Genomic DNA, 17,614 nt, shown 5'->3' with positions numbered 1-17,614 from the left:
ACCGCTGCCGTAAGTGCCCCGGTCCTGTTCCTCAGGACCGGGGCACTGGCGCGTTCCGGGGCTGTCAGCTGGTCTTGATGCTGCCCAGGATGTCGAGCTTCGACGCCCGCCGGGCCGGCCACATCGCGGCCAGCAGGCCGATCAGCGCCGCACCGAGGACATAGCCGCCGAGCTGCCCGTACGGGGGCGCGGTGGTCAGGCCGACCAGGCTGCTCTTCAGCAGCTGCACCGCCGACCAGGCCAGGAAGCAGCCGATGGCCACGCCCATCACCGCGCCGAAGGCGGCGATCACCACCGACTCCAGCCGGACCATCCGCTTCACCGCGTAGCGGTCCAGGCCGATCGCCCGCAGCATCCCGATCTCGCGCTTGCGCTCGAACACCGACATCGCCAGGGTGTTGATCACCCCGAGGATGGCGATCACCACGGCCATGCCGAGCAGCCCGTACATGATGTTCAGCATGGTGCTGATCAGCGAGTTGAACTGGTCCCTGATCTCCTGCTGGGTCTTCACGGTGACCAGCGGGTTGCGGCCGGTGGAGTCCTTCAGCGCCTGCTGCAGCGTCGCTGACGCCCCGTTCGTCCCCTTGACCAGCACATCGCTGTAGTACGGCGCGGTGGTGTGCGGGGCGAGCACCGACTCGCTCATCAGCACCGGGCCGAGCATGTCGCTGACCTGGTAGATGCCGCCGATCCTGACCGTGCCCGCCTTGCTGTCCGGGTAGGTCACCGGCACGGCGGAGCCGACCGTCCAGCCGTGCGACGCGGCCACCTCGCGGTCCACCAGCATCGCGCCCTGTTGCAGCGAGGAGGTCGCGCCGGAGAGCATCACCGGGGCGATCAGCTGGTCGAAGGACGCCGCGTCCACGCCGCTGACCGAGTGGCTCCGGCCGCCGAAGCCGACGTACTGGGAGTCGATCACGCTGGAGGCGGCCACCCCGGGGGTCGCGGCGATCTTCGGCACCAGGGCGGGGGAGACCGGCTGACCCAGCATCACCGAGACGTCGTAGTCCGCCTTCATGTTCTGGGTGACCTGCTTGTCCACCGCCTGGCTGACCGAGGCGCCGATCACCGTCAGCGCGCTGATCAGGGTGAGCCCGATGGTCAGCGCGGAGGCCGTGGCGGCGGTGCGGCGCGGGTTGCGCACCGCGTTCTGCTGGGCCAGCTTGCCGGGGGTGCCGAACAGCCGCCGCAGCAGCGGGCCGACCAGGGCGATCACCGGCCGGGACAGCAGCGGGGTCAGCACGAACACGCCGATCAGGATCAGCCCCGCGCCCAGCCCCACCGGCAGCCGCCCGGAGGAGCCGCCCAGCGAGGCGCCGTAGAGCACCGAGGCCAGGCCCAGGCCGAAGAAGGCGGCGCCGATCGAGTTGCGGACCACCAGGCTCTTCTGGGTGGCCGGCTGGTCGTTGCTGCTCATCGCCGTCACCGGGGCGACCCGGGAGGCCCGCAGACTGGGCAGCAGGGCGGCCAGCACGGTCACCACGACGCCGGTCAGCAGGGTGGCCACCACCGTGGTCCCGGAGAGCACGAGGCCGCCCTGGGGGACGCCGCTGCCGCTCATCAGGCTCTTCAGCAGCGCCCCGATGCCGATGCCCGCGGCGAGCCCGCCGACCGAGGCCACCACGCCCACGAACAGCGCCTCCAGCAGCACCGAGTTGGTGATCTGACGGCGGCTCGCCCCGAGGGCGCGCATCAGCGCCAGCTCCCGGGTGCGCTGGGCGATCAGCATGGTGAAGGTGTTGGTGATCAGGAAGATGCCGACGAACAGGGCGATCGCGGCGAAGGCCAGCAGCGCGGTACGCAGCCCCGACATCGACGAGGTGACCTGGGCGGTCTCGTCGGCGGTGAGCTGGACGCCGGTCTTGACCACGACGTTGCCGCTGTGCGGCACCAGCGGGAGGACCTGGTCCCGCAGCTGCGCCTGGCTGACCCCCGGCTTGGCCTGCACCTCGATCGAGTTGTACTGGCCGGGCTTGAGGTAGGTCCGCTGGGCGGTGGCGTTGTCGAAGAGGACCAGGGAGCCGCCGGCCTTGACCTGCGGGTCGTCGGTGCCGAAGATCCCGGTGACCTTGACCTGCATCACCGGTCCGTTGACCGCGAGCCGGACCGTGTCGCCGACCTTGAAGCCGTTGTCCGCGGCCGTCTTCCGGTCGACGGCGATGCCCTGGGCGTCGGTCGGCCCGGCGCCCTGGAGCATCGGGTAGCGCGCGTCCTGGCCGTCGTCGCCGGGCTGCCAGTTGCTGCCGTGGGTGTCGCCCTGGCTGCCGATCAGGTTCCCGCCCGGGTCGGAGAGTCCGGCGAAGCCGGTGACGGTGCCCGCGGCGGCGGCGGTGCCGGGCAGCGCGGCGATCCGCTGCCGCAGCTGCTCGGTGAGCGGCTTCTCCTTGCTGGTGTTGCCCGCGGCGCTGCCGTAGAGCCCGCTGCCGTCGTCCCTGACCTCGACCGAGACCTTGGCGTAGTCGCTGGAGACGCTGTCCTTGAAGGCCTGGCCGACCGAGTCGGAGAAGACCATGGTCCCGGCCACGAAGGCGGTGCCGAGCAGCACGGCCAGCATGGTCATCAGCAGTCGGCCCTTGTGGGCTATGACATTGCGAAGTGCGGTGCGGTACATAATTCGCTGACCCCCTTTCAGCTGGTCCGGCCGGCGCCGTCGAAACGGCGCATCCGGTCCAGGACGCCGTCGGCGGTCGGGTTCTGCATCTCGTCGACGATCCGGCCGTCGGCCAGGAACACCACCCGGTCCGCGTAGGAGGCGGCGACCGGGTCGTGGGTGACCATCACCACGGTCTGGCCCAGCTCGCGGACGGAGTTGCGCAGGAAGCCGAGGATCTCCGCGCCGGAACGGGAGTCCAGGTTGCCGGTCGGCTCGTCCGCGAAGATGATCTCCGGACGGGAGGCCAGCGCGCGGGCGCAGGCCACCCGCTGCTGCTGGCCGCCGGACAGCTGGGACGGCCGGTGCCCGAGCCGGTCGGCCAGGCCGACGGTCCGCACCACCTGCTGCAGCCAGGCCTGGTCCGGCTTCCGGCCGGCGATGTCCATCGGCAGGGTGATGTTCTCCAGCGCGGTCAGCGTCGGCAGCAGGTTGAACGACTGGAACACAAAGCCGATCTGGTCCCGGCGCAGCTTGGTGAGCTGCTTGTCCTTGAGGCCGACCAGCTCGGTGTCGCCGATCCTGGCCGAGCCGGAGCTGACCGTGTCGAGCCCGGCCATGCAGTGCATCAGGGTCGACTTCCCGGAGCCCGAAGGGCCCATGATCGCGGTGTACTGGCCGCGCAGGAAGTCGACGGAGACGTTGTCCAGCGCGGTGACGCGGGTGTCGCCTTCGCCGTAGACCTTGCTGAGGCCGACGGCACGGGCCGCGGCGGTGAGCAGGGTGGTCGTCACGGGGCAACTCCAGGGAGTGAGGTGATGGGAGGCTCCCATCCTCTCCCGTTGATCACACCCTGTAGTCGCTCGCCGGAACGGTTGCTCCCACCGCCTCGCGTCGTACGGGTCGTCCCGGACTCTCCTCCGATGGGATGACCCGTCCCCTAGGCTCCGCGCGGGCGCCCCTCGGTTCAGTCGTTCGAGGGCCCGCAAGAAATACCGGACGGAATGTGAGAACTGCGCCGACGAAGCGTCAAGTCGCAGTTAAATGAGACAACTTCCTATCAACCGGGCAGCAAGCAGGGGCAGCCTGCGGCTAGGCTCGGGAGTGCGGAAGGGCCCGGATGGTGGAACGCAGACACGGCGAGCTTAAACCTCGCTGGCCTCCAGGCCGTGCCGGTTCAAATCCGGCTCCGGGCACCTCTCGCAGCTACTTTGACATGCGCGCGGCGGCGCGGCGCAGGTCGTACTCGTGCACCAGTGCCTTGGCGTAACCATAGGAGAGGCCGTACTCGCGGCGCAGCCAGTCGATCTTCTCCTGGCAGCGGATCAGGCCGGGGCCGTCGTCGACGGCCTTGAGCCAGTCGTCCAGCGGGCGGCCGGTCACGGCCGGGATCCGGGAGAGCAGGTTCTGGTGGGTTTCCTCGGAGAACATGAGGGACACGCGGCGCCTCCAGAGACAGACAGAACGGGTCCTTGTCGACTCTGCCTGAGCCCGTACCCCTTGGCAATGCTGCTCGGGGATACGCTTCGATCCATGTCCGATCCCAGCGCCCTCCTCGCCGCCGCCGACCGGCTCGCGGACCGTTTCCGGTCGATGCCGCAGAGCAGGCTGACCGAGCTGGCCCCCGGCGGTCTGGCGCTGGCACGGCAGCTGGCGCGGCGGGCGGAGCAACTGGAGGGCGGGGTGCGGCGGCCCGAGCTGCCGGAGGCCGGGATCTTCGTGGTGGGGGACCAGATCGCGCTGGCCGCCCACGACCTGGCGGCGGCCCTGACCGAAGGGGCGCGCGCCGGGGGCCCCGGAGGGCCGGGAGAGGCCGTGGGAGCGGACGAGCCGGACGAGGAGCCAGGCCGGCTCCTCGCCGAGTCGCTGGCCGAGCTGGAGGCCGCCTACAGGCTGGCCACCACCCGGTCCGCGAGGATGTAGACGGTCTCCTCGTCACTGCCCAGCGCGAAGGTCAGCGCATGGGCGCCGGACAGCCGCGAGTTGCCCAGCAGTCGGACCTCGGTGCCGCCGTCCACGGCCGCGCGCAGCTTGGCGCCGGCCGCCGGGTCGCCGGGGGCGATGCAGAGCGTGGTCTCGTCCTCGAACACATAGACGTCCAGGGTGCCCATCGGGCCCGGGCGCACGTCGCGGAGCAGCACGCCGACGTCGACCAGCTCGTTCAGCCGCAGGTCGGTCCACTCCGGGGTGGGCGTGGGCTGCGGGATGAAGCCGACCACGGACGGGTGCGCGGGGGGCGTGCCGGGGGCCGCCGGAGCGGCGGGGGCGGCCGGCGCGGGGTGTCCGGCCGCGCCGGTGCCCTCGGAGATCATCTCCTCCAGCACCGAGCGCAGTGCGTCGGCGAACTCCGGGTCCATGTCGCCCTCGTCGTCGACATAGCCGCGCGGCGCGGGCAACAGCACCAGGTTCTCGCTGTCGAAGACCGATTCGCCCTCGAACGCGTCCTCGGCGGCACGGGCCTCCTGCTCCGCCCAGAAGGCGCGGGCCTCGACCATCTCCCGCTCGCGGTCCTCGGCGAGGGCGGCGACGACCGCTTCCCGCACGGCGGCGTCGAAGCGCCGGGTGAGGGCCCGCAGCGAGAGCAGCGTGACGACGGCCACGGCGGCGGTGACGGTCAGGGCGACGGTGAGCAGGATCAGGACGGTGGTGACGACGGTCATGGGAGGCACCCCTAGCGAAGGGTCGAACAGGCGGTCAACCCCACAGTGCCCCACGGCGACGGCCGATGGGAGTGCGTCATGGTCTTCTCATGTGTGACGTTCGGCGGGGCCGGGACGACAAAGGGCCCGATTGTCAACGCGGTGCGGTCGCCGAATCACGTTCCGTCGATATTTCGCGTCCTTCAATCACCGAAAAAGGCCCGGATCGCACCAGAGTGTGATCCGGGCCTTACCCACCTGGCGCAGGGCCAAACGGGTTATTGTGAAGATTCTATGAGAGCCGCTCGATGACCATGGCCATGCCCTGGCCGCCGCCGACGCACATGGTCTCCAGGCCGAACTGCTTGTCGTGCCACTGGAGCGAATTGATCAGCGTGGTGGTGATCCGGGCGCCGGTCATCCCGAACGGGTGGCCGACCGCGATGCCGCCGCCGTTGACGTTCAGCCGGTCCAGGTCCACCCCCAGGTCCCGGTAGGACGGGATGACCTGGGCGGCGAAGGCCTCGTTGATCTCGACCAGGTCGATGTCGCCGATGCCGAGCCCGGCCCGCTTCAGCGCCTGCTTGGACGCCTCGACCGGCCCGTAGCCCATGATCTCGGGGGAGAGGCCGGAGACGCCGGTGGAGACGATCCGGGCCAGCGGGGTCAGGCCCAGCTCCCGGGCCTTGGTGTCGGACATGATCACCAGGGCCGCCGCGCCGTCGTTCAGCGGGCAGCAGTTGCCGGCGTTGACGGTGCCGTCCGGGCGGAACACCGGTTTCAGACCGGCGACCGCCTCCAGGGTGACGCCGGCGCGGGGGCCGTCGTCGGCGCTCACCACGGTGCCGTCGGGGGTGGTCACCGGGGTGATCTCGCGGGCCCAGAAGCCGTCCGCGATGGCTTTTTCAGCCAGATTCTGTGAGCGCACGCCGAACTCGTCCTGCTCCTGCCGGGAGATGCCCTTGAGCTTGGCGAGGTTCTCCGCGGTCTGGCCCATGGCGATGTAGACGTCCGGCACCAGGCCGTCGCCGCGGGGGTCCTCCCAGACCGGGGCGCCGGTCTGCTGCGCGGTGGCCAGGGTGCGTGCCTCGGCGTCGGCGAACAGCGGGTTCTTGGTGTCCGGCAGGCCGTCCGAGGAGCCCTTCACGCTGCGTGACACGGTCTCCACGCCGGCCGAGATGAAGACGTCGCCCTCGCCCGCCTTGATCGCGTGCAGCGCCATCCGGCTGGTCTGCAGCGAGGAGGAGCAGTAGCGGGTGACCGTACAGCCGGGCAGGTGGTCCATGCCCAGCTGGACCGCGACCACGCGGCCCAGGTTGTAGCCCTGCTCGCCGCCGGGCAGGCCGCAGCCCAGCATCAGGTCGTCGATGTCGCGCGGGTCGAGGCCGGGGACCTTGGCCAGCGCGGCCTGGATGACGTGCGCGGTCAGGTCGTCCGGGCGGACGTCCTTGAGCGAGCCCTTGAACGCCCGGCCGATCGGCGAGCGGGCGGTGCTGACGATGACGGCTTCGGGCATGGGGGTCTCCAGGGGTGGACTGGGCAGCAGCGACAGTTCCGGCTCAAGTTACTCTCTGGTACAAGCGGAGTCAGCGCCGACGGCGTGTGAATTACCTGACCTTGCGCCGCCGCGGCCCCCGCCGTCGCTTTCGCCGCCGTTGTCGACGTCGCCGTCGGCCTCGGCGACCAGCTGGTCCGGCAGCACCCGGCGGCGGCGGTGCATGAGCTGCGCCCAGCGGCCCCTGGGGCCGGACTCGGCGCCCAGCACGGCCGCCGCGGCCACCTCGGTGCCGCCGCGTCCGGCCGCCTCGGCCGCCGCCTGGGCGACCGGGAGCACACCCTCGCCGCGGAAGGCGTCCGGGCGCTCCTCGGCCTCCCCGCCGGGCCACAGGTCCAGCACCGCGCACATCGACGGCAGCAGCGCCATCGCCGCGGTGGCGTAGCCCCGGGCGGACGGGTGGTAGCGGTCGGAGGCGAACATCTCCGGACGGCCGCGGAACTCGGGCCCGAGCAGGTCGCCCAGCGACACGCTGCGCCCCCCGGCCTCGACCACGGCGATGGTCTGCGCGGCGGCGAGTTGGCGGCTGGCCCGCCGGGCCAGCCAGCGCAGCGGCGGCCGTACCGGCTCGATGGTGCCCAGGTCCGGGCAGGTGCCGACGACCACCCGGATCCCGGCGGACTCCATCCGCCGGACCGCGTCGCCGAGCATCCGCACCGCGTGGGTCACCCTGACCCGCCGGGTGACGTCATTGGCGCCGATCATCACCAGCACCACGTCCGGCCGCTCCGGCAGGATCAGGCCGACCTGGCGTTCCAGGTCCTCCGAGGTGGCGCCGTTGACGGCGGCCACCGACAGCCGCACCGGTCGCTCGGCCACCGAGGCGACCCCGCCCGCGAGCAGCGCCCCCAGCGTCTCCCGGCCGCGGTCGACCCCGAACCCGGCGGCGGTGGAGTCACCGACCACGCCGAGCACCAGCGGCACCGCGTCCCCCTCGGCGACGTCCCTGCCGTAGACGCCGTCGGCCCGCGGCGGCTCGCCCTGAAGTGTGTTCAGCGTGTGTTCGGCCAACTTCGCCTCGGTCAGCAGCACCCCGGCGAATCCCACACCGACGAGACCGAGCCCGCCGCCGCCGTAGGCCGCGGCGGCCGCGATCCGCCGCGCCACCCGAGCTCTGGACATGGGCGACCCCCAGCTCCTTCTGCACCGTCCTTACTCAGGCAGTCTGCCCCACTACGCTGATCCCAACAGGGCGACAATCCGTGCGTCCAGGAGAATTCAGACGAACCGCGGAGGAGATCCCGTGCGGTACCACGAATCGATCATCGACCTGGTCGGTAACACCCCCCTGGTCCGGCTCAACCGGGTCGCCGAGGGGATCAGTGCCACCGTCCTGGCCAAGGTCGAGTACTTCAACCCGGGCGGGTCGGTGAAGGACCGCATCGCGATGCGGATGATCGAGGCCGCGGAGGCGTCGGGCGCGCTCAAGCCGGGCGGCACCATCGTCGAGCCGACCTCGGGCAACACCGGTGTGGGCCTGGCCATCGTGGCGCAGCAGAAGGGCTACCACTGCATCTTCGTCTGCCCCGACAAGGTCTCCAGCGACAAGATCAACGTACTGCGCGCCTACGGGGCCGAGGTCGTGGTCTGCCCCACCGCCGTCGCCCCCGAGCACCCGGACTCGTACTACAACGTCAGCGACCGCCTGGTCCGGGAGACCCCCGGCGCGTGGAAGCCGGACCAGTACTCCAACCCGGAGAACCCGGCCAGCCACTACCACTCCACCGGGCCCGAGCTGTGGGCCCAGACCGAGGGCCGGATCACCCACTTCGTGGCCGGCGTGGGCACCGGCGGGACGATCTCCGGCACCGGCCGCTACCTCAAGGACGCCTCGGACGGCGCGGTGCGGGTCATCGGCGCGGACCCGGAGGGCTCGGTGTACTCCGGCGGCAGCGGCCGCCCCTACCTGGTCGAGGGCGTCGGCGAGGACTTCTGGCCGACCGCCTACGACCGCTCGGTCGCGGACGAGATCGTCGCGGTCTCCGACAAGGACTCGTTCCAGATGACCCGCCGGCTCGCCAAGGAGGAGGGCCTGCTGGTCGGCGGCTCCTGCGGGATGGCGGTGGTGGCGGCGCTGCGGGTGGCCGAGCGGCTCGGCCCGGACGACGTGGTGGTGGTGCTGCTGCCGGACTCCGGCCGCGGCTACCTCTCCAAGATCTTCAACGACGACTGGATGCAGGACTACGGCTTCCTGGACGAGGGCGGTCCGGAAGCGGTCGCGGCCGACGTCCTCGCCCGCAAGGACGCGCTGGAGCACGGCGGCATTCCCCAGTTCGTGCACATTCACCCGAACGAGTCGGTGGGTGAGGCCGTGCACATTCTGCGTGAGTACGGGGTCTCGCAGATGCCGGTGGTCTCGCCCGGCGCGGGCCACCCGGACGTGATGGCGGGCGAGGTGATCGGCTCCATCGTGGAGCGCGATCTCCTTGACGGTCTGTTTGCCAAGCGGTTCCAGCTGGACGAGCCGATCGGCAGTCACATGTCCTCCCCGCTGCCGGTGGTGGGCTCGGGCGAATCGGTGACCCGCCTGATGGGAGTGCTGGAGAAGGCGGACGCCGCGGTCGTCCTGGTCGACGGCAAGCCGCAGGGCATCGTCACCCGTCAGGACCTGCTCGCCTTTATGACCGCCCACGCCGTCCACGGCGGGCACGCCGCACACTGACCTTCACTGAAATCCACCCGGACTGGTACACCGGCGACATGTACCGGCAGCACGCGGTTAACAACGGTCGTGCATCGTTGTCATCACGGCAAGAAGCCGAGCGTGGTGGCAGCGAAGGTCCGGAGCGGCTCCCGGACCCGCAGTCACCTCAGGACGCGTCGGACGGCCCTGACCCGGCCGGCCGCGTCCCGCCCGCGGGGACCGCCGTCGTCCCGCCCCTGTCGGTCCCGACCGATCAACAGGGTGCGGCGGTCCCTGCGGCACCAGGCTCCGCGTTCCCGGGTGGGGGACACAGCGGAGACAGTAGGGCCGGTCCTTCGCGGACCGGCCCTTACTGGTGCGCCCGAGGCGCGTGACGCGCCGTCAGTGCGCGAAGCGTCGGCTCGCGAAGACCATGCCGACCCCGGCGACCAGGAATCCGGCTCCGCCCAGGGCGTACGGCATGGTGTCCACGCCGGTGTCCGCGAGCGCCAGGGACTGGTCCTTGCCGCTGTCCGTCTGCGACGCCGGGACCGAGGCCGCGACGGGGTGCACATCGCGCTGCCCCGCCTGCGTGGTGGCGGCGGATGCGATCGGGCCCAGTGCCAGCGCGGCGACCGTGCCGAGGCCTGCGGCGATCGCGGTGGTGGTGAGTGGGCGGAGGGTGCTCAATGTCGCTCCCCATTGCGGTGTGTGGTCCGGACGATGCTAATGAGCCGGAGCTCTCTTGGATAGGGTCAATCCATGACAAGTGAAACCAGCGGGACCCAGAGCGCCGAGACCGAGTCTCGCTATGTCCGCCTGCAGATCGAGCTCATCGTCGAGATCGTGGACGAGAAGGCGCTGCAGGTGGCGGCTCTGGAGCAGGTCCGCCAGGACGAGTTCCTGGAGGACGAGGAGCGGGCCGAGGCCGTCGCCGCGATCGAGATCGACCCGGCCGGCGCCATCGCCCACTTCGTGGATCCGGTGGCCCTGCTGGGGGACGTCCCCGGGGTGGAACTGGCGGAGGCCACCTGGGAGTCGCAGCCGGTGGACTACGACCCCGAGAACGAGGACTGGGATCTCTACGACACGGAGTAGCAGTCCCGGTGGGACCTGGATCGCCGGGCAGGCGTCCCCGTGGGTCACGGGGGCTCCTGCCCTTCTTTGTGGATTCTTTGGATTGGATTAACCCACTTGTCTGGGTTTAGGTTCATATCACCACCAGTGCGAGAGGAAGCGTGCCGACGTGACAGGACCGGACCAGCAGACTCCAGGCCGGCAGGGCAGCAGCGGTGACAACCACGGCAGCGCCGGTGGCGCCGGTGGCGGCGGTCGGGCCTGGGGGCGCCGCTCGGTGGTGGCCGGGCTGGCGGCGGCCCCGGTGCTGGTGGTGGCCGCCTGCAGCGGGTCTGGCTCGGGGTCAGGATCCGGCTCCGACTCGGGCTCGGGGACGCCGAAGACCTCCAAGGCGGTGGTCACCGTCACCCCGGCGAACGGCGCGAAGCGGGTCGACTTCACCGTCCCGGTCAAGGTCGCCGTCAGCGGCGGCACGCTCAGCGAGGTCGCCCTCACCGGCGCCGACGGCAAGCCGGTGGCCGGGACCCTGTCCGCGGACAGACTCAGTTGGACCAGCACCGGCCCGCTCAGCTCCGGCACCGGCTACCGGCTCACCGCCACCGCCGCCGACTCCGACAAGGTCACGGTGGTCAAGCAGAGCGCCTTCGCCACCATGACCCCCGCCAAGACCTTCATAGGGGTCTTCACCCCCGACGACGGCACCACCGTGGGTGTCGGGATGCCGGTCTCGATCAACTTCAACAAGCCGGTCAGCGACCGGGCGACGGTCCTGAAGGGCATCACCGTCACCGCCTCGCCCGCGGTGGAGGTGGTCGGCCACTGGTTCAGCGACACCCGGCTGGACTTCCGCCCCGAGGCCTACTGGGCGCCCGGCACCAAGGTCACCCTCAGCCTGCGGCTCAAGGACGTCCAGGGGTCGCCCGGCGTCTACGGCACCCAGTCCAAGGACGTCCGCTTCACGATCGGACGCAGCCAGACGAGTGTCGCCGACCTGGCGGCCAAGAGGATGACCGTCACCAGGGACGGCGTGGTGACCCAGACCTGGCCGATATCCGGCGGCAGCCCGGAGCACACCACCTGGGCCGGGAAGATGGTGATCTCCGAGAAGCTGCTGCAGACCCGGATGAACTCGCAGACCGTGAACCTCGGCGGGGAGTACGACATCGCCGACGTCCCGCACGCCCAGCGGCTCACCACCTCGGGGACCTTCGTCCACGGCAACTACTGGTCCGACAGCGCCATCTTCGGCAGCGTCAACAACAGCCACGGCTGCGTCGGCATGCACGACGTCCAGGGCGCGGGCGACCCCGGTACACCGGCCGCCAAGTTCTACAACAGCTCCATCACCGGGGACGTGGTCGAGGTGGTCAACTCGGGTGACAGGACCGTCGATCCGGCCAACGGGCTGAACGGCTGGAACATGGACTGGGCCAGCTGGAAGGCCGGCGGCACCGCCTGACGGACAGTCAGGCACGGGGTCCTGACCAGCTGCCGGGAACGCCTCTGGACGTGTCCGAAGCGAAGCCCGACAATCACAGCATGACGACTCCCGAGCCCCTGACGCACGTGTTGCGGCTCTCGGACGCCGAGCGCGACCAGGCGATCGAGGTGCTGCGCGACCACGCGGCGCAGGGCCGGCTGTCGCCCGACACCTTTATGCGCCGGATCGAGATCGCCCTCACCGCACGGGAGCGCGGCGAACTGGACGAACTCACCGCGGACCTGCCGGCCCGCGGCCGGTTCTCCCAGCTGGCGGTGCGGATGGTCGGCACGGTCTCGTCCCTCGGCGTACGGCTGCGCGACGCCTGGCGCAACCCGTGGCTCCCGGCCCTGGTGCTGCCCGCCGCCGGCAGCCCAACCCTGCGGATCGGCCGGCTGCCGGGCTCCGACCTCAAGCTCACCCATGACTCGGTCTCCCGCGCCCACGCCGAACTCCGCCGCGACGGAGCCGCCTGGACCCTGCTAGACCTGGGCTCCACCAACGGCACCCACGTCAACGGCTCCCGCATCATCGGCGCCGTCACCGTCCGCCCCGGCGACCGCGTCGCCTTCGGTCACACCGTCTTCCGCCTCAGCGCCCGCTGACGGCGAACCGGGGCAGGTCGGCGCGAACTCCCCCGCCCCCGTGCGTTCTCACTCGGACCGGGCCGAGTGTTCGGCGATGGCGGGCAGCGAGCGTCCGAACGAGGCGAGGCTCTTGAAGTCCTCGCCGTTCAGGACCCGGTGGGCGATGCCGAACGGGAACCCGGTCAGCCCCAGCACGGACACGGCAGGCGCGCCCGGAGCCGAGTCATGGGTGATCCACTGCCCTCCGTACACCCGGACGACCACCTCTCCGGTGTACGCCCCGATCAGCTTCCACCACAGATTCAAACGCGCCTCGCCGAGAGGGCCGTCGGCCAGCAACTCCCCGCAGACCGCGTCGAGTTCCGCCAGGCTCTCGACGCTCCAGTCCAAGTGGCGGTCGAACTCGGTCGCGACCAGTGCGACGCATTCGGCGGCAATGAATTCCAGGCTGACGGATTCGGGGCTCATGGCACAGATCGTCCCCCCGCGAAGTCGGCCGCGGCCAGTGGTTTTCACCGCACCCCCAGTCCCGGATCAGCCGTCAGTCGACGCGGTCTCCGTCGGTCAGAGCCCTGACGGGTGCGTGGACAGCCAGTCGCGGTGGCGCTCCCGGAGGGCGTCCCGGTCAGTAGTGCTGGCGAGGAGGGCGTCAGCGCCGCCGTCGTAGGGGTGGTAGAGCTGCTTCAGGGCGGTGTCCGCGATGATGACCCCCGCTGACTCGTAGTCTGCGACTGAACGCAGCAGCGGGTCCAATGAGCCGATCCGCCATGGGGTGCGGCGTACTCGCAGGTGTGTGTAGACGCGGAACTCCGGATCAGGGTCGTCGGCCGTGAGGATGGTCGTCCAGGGTTCGCTTCCCGGGCTCAGCCGCCGGCTGAGTTCGCCTTCGGGGTTCGGCGTGTCCGTCTCGGACCAGTCGGCTGTGAACACGTAGACGTCCTCGCCGGCGAAGAGTTCGTTGATCACGGTGTTGTGGCGGTCCAGGAGCGTGGCGTACTCCGCGTCGTCCTCCGCGTAGCGCTTCGACCCGGGGAGGCTGTGAAAGCGTACCCACCGGTCGGGGTGGATGACATGGAGCTCGTGCCCGATCGGCGGACAGGGCGACCATTGCGCGGCCCAGCGGTGCAGGAGACCGCTGGGCCCTTCGGGCGGCATCAGCCGTTGGTCTTGGCCACGCCGACCGGGCAGGACTGCCCGGTGCCGCCGAGGCCGCAGTAGCCGTCCGGGTTCTTGTCCAGGTACTGCTGGTGGTAGGGCTCGGCCGGGTAGAAGGGGCCGGCCGGGAGGATCTCGGTGGTGATCGGCGGATAGCCGACACGGCTGAGGACGGACTGGAAGGAGTCCCGGGTCGCGGTGGCCGCAGCGAGCTGCGCGGGGGAGTGGGTGTAGACGGCGGAGCGGTACTGGCTGCCGCGGTCATTGCCCTGGGCGAAGCCCTGGGTGGGGTCGTGCGCCTCCCAGAAGACCTTCAGCAGGTCCTCGTAGCTGAGCAGCGCCGGGTCGAAGACCACGCGGACGGCCTCGGTGTGGCCGGTCCGCCCGCTGCAGACCTCCTCGTACGTCGGGTTGGGGGTGTGGCCGCCCTGGTAGCCGACCAGGGTGGTCCACACGCCCGGCACCGTCCAGAAGGCGCGCTCGGCGCCCCAGAAGCAGCCCAGCCCGAAGTCCGCGACCTCCAGGTCGGCCGGGTAGGGCCCGCTGAGCGGCTTGCCCAGGACGGTGTGCTGCAGCGGCAGGCTGAAGGCGGGCGCGACGCGGCCCTGCAGGGCTTCTTCCGCGGTGGGGAGTCGGTTCTTGAAGCTCTGGAACATCATGTCCGGACAAACGCACGGGGGCGGGCGGGAATTCCTCCGGGACCCCGCCCGCAGCCGGTCCGGGCGGTCAGGACGGTCCGGGCGGCGGCCAGGTCGGCGTGGGCGGCGAACAGCGCCGCGGGGCCGGATCGCATCGGTCGGCCCTCCACGCCCGACAGGAGGTTTCGGACTACGCTCGGGGCTCATGAGCACTGAGCACCCTCACGAGCACGACTACGCCTTCGAGACCCTGGCCATCCACGCCGGACAGGAGGCCGACCCGCAGACCGGGGCAGTGGTCACCCCGATCTACCAGGTCTCCACCTACAAGCAGGACGGCGTCGGCGGCCTCCGCGGCGGCTACGAGTACAGCCGCTCCGCGAACCCGACCAGGACCGCGCTGGAGCAGAACCTGGCCGCGCTGGACGGCGGACGCCGCGGCCTGGCCTTCGCCTCCGGCCTCGCCGCCGAGGACTGCCTGCTGCGCACGGTCACCAAGCCGGGCGACCACATCGTCATCCCCAACGACGCCTACGGCGGCACCTTCCGGCTGTTCGACAAGGTGCTGTCGCGCTGGGGCGTGGAGTGGTCGGTCGCCGACACCCACCACCCGGAGTCGGTCCGGGCCGCGATCCGTCCGAACACCAAGGTGATCTGGGTCGAGACGCCCAGCAACCCGCTGCTCGGCATCACCGACATCGCCGCGGTCGCGCACATCGCGCAGGAGGCCGGCGCCACCTTCGTGGTCGACAACACCTTCGCCAGCCCCTACCTGCAGCAGCCGTTGGCGCTGGGCGCGGACGTGGTCGTCTACTCCACCACCAAGTACATGGGCGGCCACTCGGACGTGGTCGGCGGCGCGCTGGTGACCGACGACGCGGCGCTGGGCGACGAACTGGCGTACCACCAGAACGCGATGGGTGCGATCGCCGGACCCTTCGACGCCTGGCTGGTGCTGCGCGGGATCAAGACCCTGGGCGTGCGGATGGACCGGCACAGCGAGAACGCCGCCCGGGTGGCCGCGTTCCTGGCCGAGCACCCCAAGGTGTCCCAGGTGCTCTACCCGGGGCTGCCCTCGCACGCGGGCCACGACATCGCGGTCAAGCAGATGAAGGCGTTCGGCGGCATGGTGTCGTTCCGGCACCGGGACGGCGAGGAGGCGGCGGTCGAGGTCTGCAACCGGGCCGCCCTGTTCACCCTGGGCGAGTCGCTCGGCGGCGTGGAGTCGCTGATCGAGCACCCGGGGCGGATGACCCACGCCTCGGTGGCGGGCTCCGCGCTGGAGGTCCCGGCCGACCTGGTCCGGCTGTCGGTGGGCATCGAGTCCGCGGACGACCTGCTCGCCGACCTGTCCGACGCCCTCCGCTAGCGGCCGGCGGCCACCGGCGGTCAGCTGCCGCTGCCGCCGCAGTCGCCGCTCGGCGCGGCGTCGATCGGGCGGTAGGTCTGCATCGCCTCGTTGAACCGGGTCAGCAGCGCGCAGAACTGCTCCTGGTCCGGCTGCGGCCAGTCGGCGACCAGCCTGCGCATCAGCAGCTGCCGGGAGGCACGTACCTCCTCGAGCCGTACCCGTCCGCGCGGGGACAGTTCGAGGAGCACCGCCCGTCCGTCGTCCGGGTTGGGCACCCGGTCCACCAGGCCGGTCTCCACCAGCGGCGCCACCTGCCTGGTGACCGTGGACGAGTCGATGCCCATCGCCGTGGCCAGCGCCTTCACCCCCACCGCGCCGGTGCGGTCGAGCCGGTGCAGCAGCAGGAAGGCGGCCCGGTCCATCGAGTTCCGCTGGTCGCCCACCCCGCCGATGCGCACCTGCTCCACCCGGCGCGCCAGGATCGCGACCTGGTACTGGAGCCGGTCGAACAGCACGGCTCCGTCGTCCTCGGTCGCGCGGTCGGTCGCACGGTCGGACGCACCGGCGGGCGCACGGTCGGGCGTGGTCTCAGATGTGGTCATCGTCGTCGCGATCTGTCGTCGTGCTGAGCGGTTTCCGAGACTATCGGTGCAACGCCCTAGGCTGAACCCATGAACACCTGGCCGATCACGCTCGACGACATCCGCGGGGCCCACAAGATGCTCTCGGGGGTGGCCCGGGTGACCCCGATGGAGGGCAGCCGCCACCTCACCGCGCTGATCGGCTCCCCGGTCCACCTCAAGTGCGAGAACCTGCAGCGCACCGGTTCGTTCAAGCTGCGCGGCGCGTACGTGCGGATCGCCGGACTGAACCCGGTCGAGCGCGCGGCCGGGGTGGTCGCCGCCAGCGCCGGGAACCACGCCCAGGGCGTCGCCCTCGCCGCCACCACCCTCGGCGTCCGCTCCACCGTGTTCATGCCGGTCGCGGCCCCGCTGCCCAAGGTCGCCGCCACCCGGGACTACGGCGCCCAGGTCCGGCTGCACGGGGAGAACTTCGACGCCACCCTGGCCGCCGCGCTGGAGTACGCGGACACCACCGGGGCCGTGGTCATCCACCCCTTCGACCACCAGGACGTGGTGGCCGGGCAGGGCACGGTCGGCCTGGAGATCCTGGAGCAGTGCCCGGAGGTCCGCACCATCCTGGTCGGCGTCGGCGGCGGCGGCCTGCTGGCCGGGATCGCCACCGCGGTCAAGCAGCTGCGGCCGGACGTGCGGGTGATCGGGGTGCAGGCGGCGGGCGCGGCGGCGTACCCGCCCTCGCTGCGGGCCGGCCACCCGGTCACCCTGGACGGCTTCTCCACCATGGCCGACGGCATCCAGGTGGGCCGTCCCGGCGACATCCCGTTCGAGATCATCAACAAGCTCGCCGACGGGGTGCTGACGGTCAGTGAGGACGCCCTGGCCCGGGCCCTGCTGATCTGCCTGGAGCGCTGCAAGCTGGTGGTCGAACCGGCCGGCGCCAGCACCGTGGCCGCCCTGCTGGAGCACGGTGACGAGCTGGAGGGCCCGGTGGTCGCGGTGCTCTCCGGCGGCAACGTCGACCCGCTGCTGATGCAGCGGGTGCTGCGGCACGGCATGGTCGCCGCCGGGCGCTACCTCTCGCTGCGGCTGCGCATCACCGACCGCCCCGGCGCGCTGGCCTCGCTGCTGGGCGCGCTCACCCGGGTGGACGCCAATGTGGTGGACGTCGCGCACGTCAGGACCGATCCCAAACTGGACCTGGGCGAGGCCGAAGTCGATCTGCACCTGGAAACCAAGGGCCCCGAGCACTGCGACGCCGTAGTGTCTGAGCTTCGAGAAGCGGGTTACACCATCCTCCAGCAGAGCTGACGCCGGGTCGCGGACCGCCGTGATCCC

General features: G+C 71.1%; 18 protein-coding genes and 1 tRNA gene. 8 read left to right on the top strand and 11 right to left on the bottom strand.

Annotated features, from left to right (window positions below; translation table 11 throughout):
• Positions 1–64: 64 nt before the first annotated feature.
• Together ACEZDG_RS27010 and ACEZDG_RS27005 are read right to left on the bottom strand one after the other, a co-directional pair.
• Positions 65–2,614 carry an ABC transporter permease gene (locus ACEZDG_RS27010; RefSeq protein ID WP_380514062.1) on the bottom strand — a complete coding sequence of 850 codons (2,550 nt, stop codon included), beginning with the start codon at positions 2,612–2,614 and terminating at the stop codon, positions 65–67.
• A 17-nt stretch (positions 2,615–2,631) separates the two neighbouring features.
• Positions 2,632–3,387 carry an ABC transporter ATP-binding protein gene (locus tag ACEZDG_RS27005; RefSeq protein ID WP_380514060.1) on the bottom strand — a complete coding sequence of 252 codons (756 nt, stop codon included), beginning with the start codon at positions 3,385–3,387 and terminating at the stop codon, positions 2,632–2,634.
• A gap of 320 nt (positions 3,388–3,707) precedes the next feature.
• Between ACEZDG_RS27005 and ACEZDG_RS27000 the strand changes: the two genes are divergently transcribed.
• Positions 3,708–3,789: transfer RNA gene (locus ACEZDG_RS27000), tRNA-Leu, on the top strand.
• A 10-nt stretch (positions 3,790–3,799) separates the two neighbouring features.
• Here ACEZDG_RS27000 and ACEZDG_RS26995 read toward each other — a convergent pair.
• The gene (locus tag ACEZDG_RS26995; RefSeq protein WP_380514058.1) at positions 3,800–4,033 is read right to left on the bottom strand and encodes a DUF4287 domain-containing protein; all 234 of its coding nucleotides are present in this window, start codon (positions 4,031–4,033) and stop codon (positions 3,800–3,802) included.
• A gap of 93 nt (positions 4,034–4,126) precedes the next feature.
• Here ACEZDG_RS26995 and ACEZDG_RS26990 point away from each other — a divergent pair, with 93 nt between their 5' ends.
• Positions 4,127–4,516: a hypothetical protein gene (locus tag ACEZDG_RS26990; RefSeq protein ID WP_380514056.1), complete on the top strand. Its 390-nt coding sequence runs from the start codon at positions 4,127–4,129 to the stop codon at positions 4,514–4,516.
• Here the strand turns inward: ACEZDG_RS26990 and ACEZDG_RS26985 are convergent.
• The 3 genes from ACEZDG_RS26985 to ACEZDG_RS26975 form a co-directional block, all read right to left on the bottom strand.
• Positions 4,480–5,253, bottom strand: coding sequence for a hypothetical protein (locus ACEZDG_RS26985; protein ID WP_380514055.1), 774 nt, complete (start codon positions 5,251–5,253; stop codon positions 4,480–4,482). The two genes, ACEZDG_RS26990 and ACEZDG_RS26985, sit on opposite strands and share 37 nt — an antisense overlap.
• Before the next feature lie 271 nt (positions 5,254–5,524).
• Complete coding sequence (locus tag ACEZDG_RS26980) at positions 5,525–6,748, bottom strand: acetyl-CoA C-acetyltransferase (protein ID WP_380514053.1); 1,224 nt, start codon at positions 6,746–6,748, stop codon at positions 5,525–5,527.
• Positions 6,749–6,796: 48 nt separating this feature from the next.
• A complete protein-coding gene (locus ACEZDG_RS26975) occupies positions 6,797–7,909 on the bottom strand; it encodes an SGNH/GDSL hydrolase family protein (protein ID WP_380514052.1) in 1,113 nt (370 codons plus the stop codon).
• A gap of 121 nt (positions 7,910–8,030) precedes the next feature.
• On the opposite strand from ACEZDG_RS26975, the gene ACEZDG_RS26970 reads away from it, so the two are divergent.
• On the top strand, positions 8,031–9,449 hold the full coding sequence (locus ACEZDG_RS26970) for a cystathionine beta-synthase (protein WP_380514050.1): 1,419 nt from the start codon (positions 8,031–8,033) through the stop codon (positions 9,447–9,449).
• A 363-nt stretch (positions 9,450–9,812) separates the two neighbouring features.
• Here the strand turns inward: ACEZDG_RS26970 and ACEZDG_RS26965 are convergent, their stop codons facing one another.
• Positions 9,813–10,100: an LPXTG cell wall anchor domain-containing protein gene (locus ACEZDG_RS26965; protein ID WP_380514048.1), complete on the bottom strand. Its 288-nt coding sequence runs from the start codon at positions 10,098–10,100 to the stop codon at positions 9,813–9,815.
• Positions 10,101–10,172: 72 nt separating this feature from the next.
• Between ACEZDG_RS26965 and ACEZDG_RS26960 the strand changes: the two genes are divergently transcribed.
• The 3 genes from ACEZDG_RS26960 to ACEZDG_RS26950 all read left to right on the top strand — a co-directional run bounded on the left by ACEZDG_RS26960 (position 10,173) and on the right by ACEZDG_RS26950 (position 12,572).
• A complete protein-coding gene (locus ACEZDG_RS26960; RefSeq protein WP_380514046.1) occupies positions 10,173–10,508 on the top strand; it encodes a hypothetical protein in 336 nt (111 codons plus the stop codon).
• A 256-nt stretch (positions 10,509–10,764) separates the two neighbouring features.
• Positions 10,765–11,946, top strand: coding sequence for a L,D-transpeptidase (locus ACEZDG_RS26955; protein ID WP_380514106.1), 1,182 nt, complete (start codon positions 10,765–10,767; stop codon positions 11,944–11,946).
• Positions 11,947–12,026: 80 nt separating this feature from the next.
• Positions 12,027–12,572: an FHA domain-containing protein gene (locus ACEZDG_RS26950; RefSeq protein ID WP_380514045.1), complete on the top strand. Its 546-nt coding sequence runs from the start codon at positions 12,027–12,029 to the stop codon at positions 12,570–12,572.
• A 48-nt stretch (positions 12,573–12,620) separates the two neighbouring features.
• Here the strand turns inward: ACEZDG_RS26950 and ACEZDG_RS26945 are convergent, their stop codons facing one another.
• The 3 genes from ACEZDG_RS26945 to msrA all read right to left on the bottom strand — a co-directional run bounded on the left by ACEZDG_RS26945 (position 12,621) and on the right by msrA (position 14,368).
• Entirely contained in the window at positions 12,621–13,022 is a 402-nt protein-coding gene (locus ACEZDG_RS26945) for a hypothetical protein (RefSeq protein WP_380514043.1), read from the bottom strand.
• A 96-nt stretch (positions 13,023–13,118) separates the two neighbouring features.
• Positions 13,119–13,709 carry a DUF3885 domain-containing protein gene (locus tag ACEZDG_RS26940; protein ID WP_380514041.1) on the bottom strand — a complete coding sequence of 197 codons (591 nt, stop codon included), beginning with the start codon at positions 13,707–13,709 and terminating at the stop codon, positions 13,119–13,121.
• The gene (gene msrA, locus ACEZDG_RS26935; RefSeq protein WP_380514039.1) at positions 13,709–14,368 is read right to left on the bottom strand and encodes a peptide-methionine (S)-S-oxide reductase MsrA; all 660 of its coding nucleotides are present in this window, start codon (positions 14,366–14,368) and stop codon (positions 13,709–13,711) included. Before msrA ends, ACEZDG_RS26940 begins: the two co-directional genes overlap by 1 nt.
• A gap of 184 nt (positions 14,369–14,552) precedes the next feature.
• Between msrA and ACEZDG_RS26930 the strand changes: the two genes are divergently transcribed.
• Positions 14,553–15,716 carry a cystathionine gamma-synthase gene (locus ACEZDG_RS26930; RefSeq protein ID WP_380514037.1) on the top strand — a complete coding sequence of 388 codons (1,164 nt, stop codon included), beginning with the start codon at positions 14,553–14,555 and terminating at the stop codon, positions 15,714–15,716.
• A gap of 20 nt (positions 15,717–15,736) precedes the next feature.
• Here the strand turns inward: ACEZDG_RS26930 and ACEZDG_RS26925 are convergent, their stop codons facing one another.
• On the bottom strand, positions 15,737–16,300 hold the full coding sequence (locus ACEZDG_RS26925) for a MarR family winged helix-turn-helix transcriptional regulator (RefSeq protein ID WP_380514035.1): 564 nt from the start codon (positions 16,298–16,300) through the stop codon (positions 15,737–15,739).
• A gap of 69 nt (positions 16,301–16,369) precedes the next feature.
• Between ACEZDG_RS26925 and ilvA the strand changes: the two genes are divergently transcribed.
• The gene (ilvA, locus tag ACEZDG_RS26920; RefSeq protein WP_380514033.1) at positions 16,370–17,587 is read left to right on the top strand and encodes a threonine ammonia-lyase; all 1,218 of its coding nucleotides are present in this window, start codon (positions 16,370–16,372) and stop codon (positions 17,585–17,587) included.
• The last annotated feature ends 27 nt before the right edge of the window (positions 17,588–17,614 follow it).

Origin of the sequence: Streptacidiphilus alkalitolerans (assembly GCF_042511045.1) — a bacterium.
GTDB classification, from domain to species: Bacteria; Actinomycetota; Actinomycetes; order Streptomycetales; family Streptomycetaceae; genus Streptacidiphilus; species Streptacidiphilus alkalitolerans.
Note: the sequence above shows the minus strand (reverse complement) of the source record. Positions and strands in the feature narration are given on the sequence as shown.